Raw genomic sequence first — 10891 nt, 5'->3', positions numbered from 1 at the left:
GATTCGGGTAAGTAAATGGATATTCAAACCAAAAAATTTGCTGTCTTAATTGATGCGGATAATTCTTCTATTCATGCCATTTCTTCTATACTTGAAGAAGTGGCCAAATATGGCATTGCCAGTGTTAAACGTGTTTATGGTGATTGGAGTAGTGAAACCCTAAAAAGCTGGAGAGATGTCTTGCTACCGCATGCAATCACGCCAGTGCAGCAATTTGCTTATACCAAAGGTAAAGATGCTACCGATATGATCTTAATCATTGATGCGATGGATCTATTATATGCTGGTGCTTTAGATGGTTTTTGTATTGTATCAAGCGATAGTGATTTTACACCTTTGGCATCTCGAGTTCGTGAAAATGGTTTAATCGTGTATGGTTTTGGCCGAAAAACAACGCCAGAACCATTTAAAAAAGCTTGTGATAAATTCATTTCAATCGAAAATTTAATTACAGAGATGGATCTTAAACAAGAAGATGAGGAATTAACAAATAATCCTCCAAAAAAAATATTAATTTCAGATAAGATTTTGGAAAATAAAAAAAATCTTAATTTAAAGGAGAATACTGATATTAGTGAATCAATTGATCGGGCGACATTAAACTTAATTTATAAAGCTGTAAAAGATAATGCGGATGATAGTGGGTGGGCTAATCTTAGTATGGTAGGTAAGTATATTAGTGCTGTAAAACCAGATTTTGATTCACGAAATTATGGAAGGGCAAAATTATCAGGTTTAATAAAAACGCTTAATCTCTTTGAAACAAAAGTTGAGATGAGCCAGATGTATTTAAAAAAAATGAAAAAACAGAGTTAAACTCAAATGTGGAAAAAAATTCGAATACTGTGCTTACTCATGATCTTATTGATTGTTGCGGTCAATACGTGGCGCGACCAGAATCAAGATTGGAACCAACCTATTTTTGTACTGTTACATCCTATTAATGCGGATGGACAAGCGCTGACTCAAAATTATATTCAACAATTATCAGAACATGAGTTGACCGATGCGCAAGCGTATTTGAAACAAATGTCGACTCAATATCGCAGCCAACCCATCTCTTTTTATTTTCAAATGGGGCGTGAACTGAAACAAATTCCTCCAAAAGTTCCTGAAAATGCAAATTTGCTTGATACTATTTTATGGAGTTTGAAATTCCGTTTTTATGCATGGAAACAGCATAAACGTGCAGATGGATCGCCCAGTGTAACCTTGTTTCTCAATTACTATGATCCTGCATTGAATAAACAACTGAAGCATTCTACTGCCTTACAAAAGGGGCGAATTGGCTCAGTGAATTTATTTGCATCGAAAAAACAGTCTGATCAGAATAAAATTGTAGTGGTACATGAGTTACTCCATGCTTTTGGCGCGAGTGATAAATATAATCTCAGCACAGGTCAGCCTATTTATCCTGTGGGTTATGCCTATCCCAATCAGCAACCTTTATTTCCTCAGGCCAAGGCTGAATTGATGGCAGGACATATTCCTGTGACAAATGATAAAAGTAAAATGCCAGAGTCTTTAGCACAAACTTTAATTAATGAAAGGACAGCCATTGAGCTAGGTTGGAAATAAATGCTTGTGGATAATGTGTATTTTATCCACAATTTAAACCTCATTTGTGGATAAAAGATATTTTAATGCCGCTCCGTTTTATTCTTGCACCAGACTCTTTTAAAGAAAGTATGACGGCTGAACAAGCTTGTAGTGCTATGCAACGTGGAATCACAAGAATTTTCCCTGATGCACATTGTATTCATGTTCCCATGGCAGATGGGGGTGAAGGTACTGTGGATACTTTTATTGCTGCTTCAAATGGTCAAGCCGTTCAATGTAAGGTGACAGGGCCTTTAGCTTCGCAGCATATTCGAGCTTATTTTGCTTTAATTGATCAAGGTAAAACTGCCGTAATTGAAATGGCACAAGCCAATGGTATTCATTTACTTGATGTGGCTCAGCGTAATCCTTTGTTCACCAGCACTTTCGGTACAGGCGAAATGATCAAAGCTGCACTAGATTGCGGTGTGACTAAAATTATTGTAGGCTTGGGTGGAAGTGTGACCAATGATGCAGGTGCAGGAATGGCACAGGCTTTAGGTGCGAGATTTTTAGATGTCCATTATCAACAGGTTGCTCTGGGGGCTGCATATCTAAAGCAAATAAAAAGCATTGATTTATCAAGTTTAGATCTACGTTTACAACAGACTAAAATAATCATTGCCAGTGACGTCAGTAATCCACTCTGTGGTGAAAATGGTGCGTCCTTTATCTTTGGTCCGCAAAAAGGTGCAACCGCTGAAATGGTGCAGCAGCTTGATGATAATCTTGGTTATTTTGCTGATTTAGTGTCGACTCAAATGAATAAAAATTTAAAAGATGTTGCCGGTGCTGGGGCAGCAGGTGGACTGGGCTTTGGCTTAATGGTTTTTGCTGGCGCACACATTCGTTCAGGCATAGAACTGGTGATTGAGCAGACCAAATTGGCTGAAAAAATAGCACAAGCAGATTATGTTTTGACGGGTGAAGGCAAAATTGATCATCAAACCCAATATGGAAAGACGCCATTTGGTGTGGCACAAGTTGCCAAGCAACTCAATAAACCTGTGATTGTTTTTGCAGGCATAGTCGGGGACGGGATTGATGAACTTTATGATGTGGGGTTTACACAGATTATAGGTATTAATCCGCCAGACTGTACTTTGGTGAATGCGTTGCAAAATGCGGCAAAGCATTTGGAAGAAGCAGTCGTGGAAACCCTCAGTAATATTTTGCGAAATGAGGATGAATATTTAGTGTAGTTCGAATGAAGCAATAAATTTAAAAAATCTACAGAGGATGGCTGATCTTCAAAACCTGATTTCGAAGGTATAAATTACCCAGACAAATTGGGGCTTTCAGGAAGGATGAAAAGCATAGTTGAGTCAGGAGAATATTGATTGTTGAATTGAAGCTTATTCCTTATCTCCTCGATCTAACAGACGATAATTATGCCATCTTAAGCATGAGTTTAGAGGAGTAAGCGCTTTAAATAATCACTGCTGTAAGGTGTAAAAATATATGGTCATTTATGCGGATGAAGTTTTCTGTGAGTAGCTCTGTTAGACTATCCACTGACTGAGTACGATGAGACACCATGAGTTTAGCCACCCTGATTGATGAATTAAACCCTCAACAAAAGCAAGCTGCCACAACTGAAACAAAACATAGTTTGGTCCTTGCAGGTGCAGGTTGTGGTAAAACTAAAACCATTGTGGCACGTGCAGCCTATCTGATTGATCAGGGCGTTCCTGCCAATCAAATTCAAATTTTAACTTTTACCCGACGTTCAGCCAGTGAAATTGTGGCGCGAGTAGAGTTAGCACTGGGTGAACAGGCCAAGGGCCTACGCGCATCGACTTTTCATACCTTTTGTATGTATCTTTTACGCCGTATTCCCAAAGCTTTTGGTTTAGAGCAATTCTCAATTATCGATCGTGATGATCAGTTGATGATGTTCCGTCTGATCCGTGGTAAGGATGATAAAAACCACCCCAATGCACTGCCTAAGCCTAAAGAACTGTGTGATGTCTATTCATTTGCCCGCAATACACGACAAAAACTCAGTTTGGCTTTAGAAAAACAAATTCCAGAATTTTTAGAATATAAAGATCAAATTGCAGCCATCATGAAGGAATATGAAGCACGCAAACAGGCGCGTAGCTTTCTTGATTATGATGATATTTTGGCAGTGGTTGCTTCAGCATTGGCACAATCTGAAGGCTTGGTCGACTATGTATCTTCTATCTGTCAGCATATGTTGGTCGATGAGATGCAAGATACCAATCCTTTGCAATGGGCACTGCTTGAACCGTTAAAAGATAAAACCAGTCTATTTTGTGTGGGAGATGATGCACAGTCGATTTATGGTTTTCGCGGTGCAGACTTTGAAAATATTCATCATTTTAAACAACGTGTGCCCGATGCACAGATTTTTAAACTGGAAAAAAACTACCGTTCTACTCAAGAAATTTTAGATCTTTCCAACTGGTTGCTTGATCAAAGTGCGATTCAATATGATAAACATTTAGAGGCGTATCGTGGGGAAGGTGTTAAACCTCGCATGCATATTTTTCCAAACGAATTTGATGAAGCCAAGTGGATTGCTATCGATATAAAAGAGCGGCATTTACTACAAGGTTCGTCATGGTATGAGCACATGGTGTTGGTACGTTCAAGTTTTGCCGCACGCCATATTGAAGCCGCATTTATTCAAGCCAATGTCCCATATCGCTTTATTGGTGGCATGAAATTACTTGAAACTGCGCATGTCAAAGATTTGCTTAGTTTACTGCGCGTTATTGCCAATCCATTGGATGATATTGCTTGGATGCGCTTTTTGACCTTATGGAATGGTGTGGGTGATGTTGGTGCCAGTAAATTGGCGCAACAGCTACTACTTGCATCTGAGATTGATCAGATTTTTGAAAAATTAGACAAATTTGGTCGTATTCCAGATCAGACTTTGCTCATTATGAAGCAAATGCTGGTGCTAAAAGATCAAGTACAGGCTTGCGTATCTTTGGGGATCGACGCATTAAAACAGCAACTTGAAGAAAATTATGCCAAAAAAGATTGGTCAAAACGTGTGGGAGATTTTGAACTGGTGCAGCAATTGGCATCTAAGCATACTCAGCTCAGTGAGTTCTTAGAAGAATATGTACTCGATCCAGTCTCAATCAGTGAAATAGAACGTCAACAGCAAGATGATGTGGTCACACTCATTACCATTCATTCAGCCAAAGGTACGGAACAAAAAGTGTGTTATGTGGCCAATGTTTCTGCTGGGCAATATCCACATGCACGGGCACAGGGTGATTTTGATGATGTCGAAGAAGAGCGCCGTGTGCTGTATGTTGCGTTAACACGAGCTCAAAATGAATTGATTTTAACCAAACAAAACTTAAACTTATGGGCGCGCGATCAGGTCGATGCTCAAGGTCGTAAAATTGAAAGCTATTTCTTAAATGATTTAACTCGTCAATTGTGCATAACGGAAACGCATTATAAACAACGTCAGCAAACAGTAAAAAGTGCTTTAATTGAACGACAGTCGATTAATTTAGATTTTGGCATTGATCTCGATTAAACTATCACAATTGCGTTATTTTGTTTTTGTTGCGAAGTTCAAAAAGTCGAGTAGGCGAGTGCTTTTTGATGATTTTGCCTATTTAAAGGTTGTGAAATGAAAATTTTAGTTCGTAGTTTAGAACGTACAGTAACAGAAGCTGAATTATTGAAATTATTTCAAGATTTTGGCACAGTGTCATCATGTAAGTTGGTACTGGATACAGCAACAGGGAAATCGAAAGGTTTTGCTTTTGTCGAAATGCCGCATGGCCGTGAAGCAGTAAAAGCGATTAAAGGCTTAAACACCTTGCGTTTGCATGGACATGGTATTCGCGTAAAGCAGGCGGAAAACAAACCAGAAGATAAAGCTGAAATTAAACCTGAAGTGAAATAATGATAAAGAGGAGCGTAGGCTCCTTTTTTTATGGCTGAATGACAATGAAAAGAAAGTTTTCCGCACCCTCCATTGTGGCACCGAATGCTAGGCGTATTGCAGAGGCTATGAAAACTTTAGAGCTTCGCTCATGGCAACCTGAACAACTCCCTGTAAAAGATTTATTGATTATCGAAAATAAAAACTTTTTAAATCATCCTGAGGCTGAAGAACAGGAGGGCGCGTTGGCTTTGATTGATGTCGACTCAGTTCACATTTTGCAGCCTCATGAAGTTGGAGCTGAATGTGCAAGTGATTGTGCCAAAGGTTATTTTGCTTGGCAGCTGAGTAATATTCTCCCCATCAAAAACCATGTTGAAGCGAGTGCGAAGCGCAAAATCTATTGAATTGAAATGGATCATGTAGAATTTATATTGTGAAATGATCAAAATAATGTTTAATCTTAAGTCGTAAAAAACGCTAAAATTTAGGAATATCGCTATGTCCCGTGTTGCTCGCTTTCATGCTGATCGTACCAATCAAAAGTTGTATTTTGCCCGTCTTTCCTGTCAGCAAGCCGAGCAAACCGAGCATATTCAACAAGCTCAGGCACATCGTGAAGCGGCAGTATTTCATTTGCATGGTGCAGCTTTAGCGTTTTTACAAGAACTCGTACGCTATTATCGCTTAAATGACCTCGCGCCCACTTTAAAGTCTATTGAAGAACATATGGCAGACAAAGGCCAGGTTTCGCCAGAAGTCGCAGTGATGCAACAGTTGGCAAAACAGGGTTTTCTTGCAGAGCTCAAACGTGCTTATCGTATGTGTCAGTATGCACCTGAACCGAGTACACCTGAGCCTGAGAATGAAACTTCATCTAACTTAATCATCAAAGTGACGCAAACTCCACAAGCGTGGTTACCGGACACCAAAATTTTACGTGAATGGCACCGCGATTTAACGCAGTTAATAGATGGTTTTCGCAATGAAATGGTGGAGTTTTAATCGTTATGATGCTCTTGAAGTTTTGAGTATTGACCCGATATAAATAGTCTACGCAATGCAAAGTGGATGAGCCCTTTGCCACCATGTTGAACATGGAGGAACTATGTCTATAGAACAATTGAAAGAATTATTTGGGAATCAAGAAGCCATTTTAGAATTGGTTCAACTTGAAGGTGGTGAGTTGGCATTGCGAAATGCAGGTTCGACAAAAGAGCCCTTGGTGAAAATTCATTTTAATGATGAAGTAAAGTCACTTTTGGGTGACCAGATGCCCGTGATTGCACAACATATGGTTCAGGCAGCTTTATTGGCTTTAATGGAAAAACAAGTCAATGAATGGCAGGCAGAAATTGTCGATGACCAACCGCAATACTTAAGTTGATTCTGCATAAAAAACGCACTCATGAGTGCGTTTTTTGATGTCAAAATTTAATGGGTTGGCTCTTGATGATGGGCAATCTGAATTTGATTCAAAATATGATTGGTCATATTTTTCGCCATTTCTTCTTTGGCAAAGTAAACCTCTCCAATCCCATCACGACGAATCACTTCGGCTTCCTCTTTGCTTTCTGCACACACTAAAACCTGAATTTGAGGGTTTAATGTTTTGGCGATATCGACAATTTTATGAATATCTAAAATATCCATTGGTGATAAAACCAGTAACCGAGCATGTTGAATATGCGCTTGAATCAATACACTGGGTTCTCTCGCATGTCCAGAAACCGCAGCAATGCCTTTTGTACGCAGACTCTCTACAATGTCACGGTTTTCTTCAGCAATGACCACCTTAATATCTTGTGCCATTAAGGTTCGGGTAATGCGTCGTCCTACTTCTCCATGTCCCACTATAACCACTTGGTCGCGAAGGTAGTCCTGTGACACATCATCTGGGAGCATCGCCAGTGGATCACCACTACGCTCTAATAAACGTGCTAAACGAGAACGTTCACGTATCCAGTTTTGAACAGGTTCGATAGCCGAAAAGATAAACGAGTTAAGCGTAATTGAAATGAGGGCGCCTGCCAAAATTAGGTTTTGTCCTTCTAAAGAGAGAAGCTGTAGCGAAACACCAAGCGTGGCCAGAATAAACGAAAATTCTCCAATCTGTGCCAGACTGGCACCGACGGTTAATGCTGTGTTAATAGGATATCGGAAGAATAATACCAAGGCCATTGCAGCAATGGTTTTACCGACCATGATAATCCCAACCACGGCAAGAACGTGCATGGGTTGGTCGAATAAGATACGTGGATCAAACAGCATTCCAACGGAAACAAAGAATAAGATTGAAAAAATCTCACGCAAAGGTAATGTTTCTTCTTCTGCACGATGGCTAAAATCAGATTCTTTAACGACCATGCCCGCAAAAAATGCACCGAGTGCCATGGAAACGCCAAAAACTTTATAGGCACCAAAAGCAATCGAAACTGCTGCGGCAACGACGGTCAGGGTAAAAAGTTCGCGAGAGCCTAAGCGGGCCACAATTTGCATGATAAATGGAACTAAACGTTTCCCGATGATCAGCATAAAGGCAATAAAGCCTGCTACTTTCAGTAAAGTAAGTGCAAGAGTCATCCAAATATTGGCATCAGTATCCGAGCCTGCAATGGGTACTCCACCCAGCAGTACGGCGGTGGCAGGTAAAAGAACCAAAGCCAACACCATGACCAAATCTTCAACCAATAGCCAGCCTACGGCAATTTTACCGTTCACTGAATTGAGTAAACCCCGATCCCCCAAGGCCTTGAGTAAAACCACGGTACTGGCACAAGAGAGACTCAAGCCAAAAACCAAGGCAGAACCGAAACTCCAACCCCACATCATGGAAACGCCAATTCCAAGTAAGGTGGCGACCGCAATTTGTAAAATTGCACCCGGCAAAGCAATACGACGCACTTGCATCAAATCGCTTAGAGAAAAATGCATACCGACACCAAACATGAGGAACATCACCCCAAGTTCAGCCAATTGATTAGCAAGTTGAATATCACCCACCACACCTGGTGTGTTTGGACTAATTATAATACCGGCAATAAGATAGCCCATGAGAGGGGGAAGACGTGCGCGCGCCGCAATATAGCCAAAAACAAGCGCTAATCCAAAGCCAACAGCCAATAAAATAATAAGATCTACGTCATGAGGCACTAAACACTCCTTAAGTCTAGTTAAGGGTAAAAATTTAAAAGCACAAACAATGCCAAAACTGATCTAAAGTTTATCAAGTTGGGCAAAAAAAAATGCAAAAAAAACGACCCCAAAAGGCCGTTTTTTAAAGAAGTCAAAATTATTTAATTTTAGCTTCTTTGAAAATTACGTGTTGACGGATTTTTGGATCAAATTTTTTGATTTCCATTTTTTCCGGCATAGTACGTTTGTTCTTAGTGGTGGTATAGAAATAACCTGTACCCGCTGAAGAAACTAGACGAATTTTATCACGCATGGTTCAGACTCCTTAGATCTTTTGACCTTGAGCACGAAGGTCAGCAACAACCTTTTCAATACCCAATTTGTCGATAATACGCATACCTTTAGTGGTTAGACGAAGACGTACGAAACGTTTTTCGGTTTCTAACCAGAAACGGTGGTGATGCAGGTTCGGCTCGAACCGGCGTTTGGTTTTGTTATTGGCGTGCGAGACGTTGTTTCCAACGACTGGACGCTTGCCGGTAACTTGGCAAACCTTAGACATGGTGAACTCCATTGCTAGACAGCACCGATTGTGCGCTAGTTATTAAGTAAACGGATGAAATCATTCAAGGGGCGTTTTATACCAAAAATGCGCTTAAAAGACAAGCGATTTTCATTAAAACTAGGCATGAACCCGTGCGATAGGTCATGCCTTGATCATTTAGCGAAGAAGGGTCTTTGAAATCAACTTGTGAATTGGTTTGTTAAACGGTGGGAGAATGAATTTCAAGCTATATAACTTGGGATTCGACATCACTGACCGTTCATGCGACAAACTGAAGAAACCTTCTGGACCATGATATTTCCCCATACCTGATGCACCAACGCCACCAAATGGTAAATCGTCTTGTGCGACATGGGTCAAAACCGTGTTTTGTCCGAAATGCCCTGAATGAGTACGCTGTGCAACATAATCTGCACGCGCCTGATCAAAGTCGAAGTAGTATAATGCAAGTGGACGCGGACGGCTATTAATAAACTCGATAACATCGTCTACTTGATCATATTCCATGATCGGCAGCAGTGGCCCAAAGATTTCCTCTTGCATAATACGCATGTCAGGCGTGACCCCAGTTAACAGTGTAGGGGGCACTTTACGTGTATCGGAGAAGGTTTCATGGGCTGGGTTGACCTCAACCACCTGCGCTCCATGCTCACGTGCATTTTCGAGATAACCTTGCAAGCGGTTGTATTGGCGGTCATTGATAATCGAGGTGTAGTCTTGATTATGCAGAATGTCGGGATACATCTCTTCCACACACTCGCGGAAGTGTTCAATGAACTCGGCAGTTTTACCTTTAGGCAAGAACATATAGTCAGGTGCCACACAGGTTTGACCTGCATTCCACAGTTTACCTGCAGCAATACGCTGTGCAACATCCCGTAAATGAATAGAAGGATGTACTAATACTGGTGATTTTCCACCAAGTTCGAGGATCAGTGGAACGAGGTTCTCTGCCGCAGCAGCCATGACGGTTTTACCGACATTGGTTGAACCTGTGAAAATAAGTTTGTCAAAAGCCAAACGACAAAAGGCATCCGACATCGCACCACCGCCATTGGTCACTGAAACCAGTTCTTGAGGAAAGGCTTCAGAGAGCGCTTTTTCAAGGATGCGACCAAAGTTTCCTGATGAACTGGAAATTTTGATCATGGCATGGTTGCCTGCCGCCAAAGCACAAATCAGGGGGCCAATCGAGAGTAATAAAGGATAGTTCCATGGGGTAATAATGCCGATCACACCTAAAGGTTGATATTGCACCCATGCTTTAGCTGGCTGATGAATGATTGAAACGTGACGTTTCGAGGGTTTCATCCATGTGGTTAAATGCTTGCTATAATATTTGATGTGTTCAAGGCAGGTGAGTAATTCCCCAATTTTAGTTTCACTGGTGGAACGGTTACCGTAGTCTTGATTAATTGCCTCTGCAAATTGATCTTGATACTTAACTAAGATACGCTTAAGTCGTGCCAAACGGTCAATACGCTCTTTTGCGGTTGGCAATGGATAGCGTAAATAAGCGTGCTTTTGCTGTTCAAGCACATCATGTAGGTGCTGAATATCATAAGAATGTGGTGTCAATGAAGTTGTTTTTGTTTGACTGTTCATGCCGCACTACCATTTCAAATTTCAATTTATGTTTAATTTTTAGAGTAATTGCTCTAATTAGTCAAGTTACTTTATGTGTTAGTCTTCTAATGCACTGAATGAAT

Annotated in this window: 12 protein-coding genes; 8 read left to right on the top strand and 4 right to left on the bottom strand. The window is 40.7% G+C overall.

Annotated elements, in window-relative coordinates; all coding sequences use genetic code 11:
* Positions 1-15 precede the first annotated feature (15 nt).
* The 8 genes from H0S58_RS11650 (at position 16) to H0S58_RS11615 (ending at position 6869) form a co-directional block, all read left to right on the top strand.
* Positions 16-816: an NYN domain-containing protein gene (locus H0S58_RS11650; protein WP_195726593.1), complete on the top strand. Its 801-nt coding sequence runs from the start codon at positions 16-18 to the stop codon at positions 814-816.
* A gap of 6 nt (positions 817-822) precedes the next feature.
* A complete protein-coding gene (locus tag H0S58_RS11645; RefSeq protein ID WP_195726592.1) occupies positions 823-1578 on the top strand; it encodes a hypothetical protein in 756 nt (251 codons plus the stop codon).
* A 65-nt stretch (positions 1579-1643) separates the two neighbouring features.
* Positions 1644-2801, top strand: a complete 1158-nt coding sequence (locus tag H0S58_RS11640; RefSeq protein WP_195726591.1) for a glycerate kinase — start codon at positions 1644-1646, stop codon at positions 2799-2801.
* Positions 2802-3136: 335 nt separating this feature from the next.
* A complete protein-coding gene (locus H0S58_RS11635) occupies positions 3137-5128 on the top strand; it encodes an ATP-dependent helicase (protein WP_195726590.1) in 1992 nt (663 codons plus the stop codon).
* A gap of 96 nt (positions 5129-5224) precedes the next feature.
* Positions 5225-5503 carry an RNA recognition motif domain-containing protein gene (locus tag H0S58_RS11630; protein ID WP_053578819.1) on the top strand — a complete coding sequence of 93 codons (279 nt, stop codon included), beginning with the start codon at positions 5225-5227 and terminating at the stop codon, positions 5501-5503.
* Between the two features lie 44 nt (positions 5504-5547).
* Positions 5548-5889 carry an ASCH domain-containing protein gene (locus tag H0S58_RS11625; RefSeq protein WP_195726589.1) on the top strand — a complete coding sequence of 114 codons (342 nt, stop codon included), beginning with the start codon at positions 5548-5550 and terminating at the stop codon, positions 5887-5889.
* Between the two features lie 94 nt (positions 5890-5983).
* Positions 5984-6487: a DUF6586 family protein gene (locus H0S58_RS11620; protein WP_053578817.1), complete on the top strand. Its 504-nt coding sequence runs from the start codon at positions 5984-5986 to the stop codon at positions 6485-6487.
* 103 nt (positions 6488-6590) lie between these two features.
* Positions 6591-6869, top strand: a complete 279-nt coding sequence (locus H0S58_RS11615) for a hypothetical protein (RefSeq protein ID WP_053578816.1) — start codon at positions 6591-6593, stop codon at positions 6867-6869.
* Between the two features lie 47 nt (positions 6870-6916).
* Here H0S58_RS11615 and H0S58_RS11610 read toward each other — a convergent pair whose 3' ends face one another.
* The 4 genes from H0S58_RS11610 to H0S58_RS11595 all read right to left on the bottom strand — a co-directional run bounded on the left by H0S58_RS11610 (position 6917) and on the right by H0S58_RS11595 (position 10787).
* Complete coding sequence (locus H0S58_RS11610; protein ID WP_195726588.1) at positions 6917-8635, bottom strand: cation:proton antiporter; 1719 nt, start codon at positions 8633-8635, stop codon at positions 6917-6919.
* 139 nt (positions 8636-8774) lie between these two features.
* Complete coding sequence (gene rpmG / locus H0S58_RS11605; protein ID WP_001205031.1) at positions 8775-8930, bottom strand: 50S ribosomal protein L33; 156 nt, start codon at positions 8928-8930, stop codon at positions 8775-8777.
* Positions 8931-8942: 12 nt separating this feature from the next.
* Positions 8943-9179, bottom strand: a complete 237-nt coding sequence (gene rpmB, locus H0S58_RS11600) for a 50S ribosomal protein L28 (RefSeq protein WP_053578814.1) — start codon at positions 9177-9179, stop codon at positions 8943-8945.
* Between the two features lie 159 nt (positions 9180-9338).
* Positions 9339-10787, bottom strand: a complete 1449-nt coding sequence (locus tag H0S58_RS11595) for a coniferyl aldehyde dehydrogenase (protein ID WP_195726587.1) — start codon at positions 10785-10787, stop codon at positions 9339-9341.
* Positions 10788-10891: the final 104 nt, after the last annotated feature.

It is taken from the genome of Acinetobacter sp. TTH0-4, assembly GCF_015602665.1.
Classification (GTDB): Bacteria; Pseudomonadota; Gammaproteobacteria; order Pseudomonadales; family Moraxellaceae; genus Acinetobacter; species Acinetobacter albensis.
This window is presented reverse-complemented; position numbering and strand designations above follow the sequence as displayed.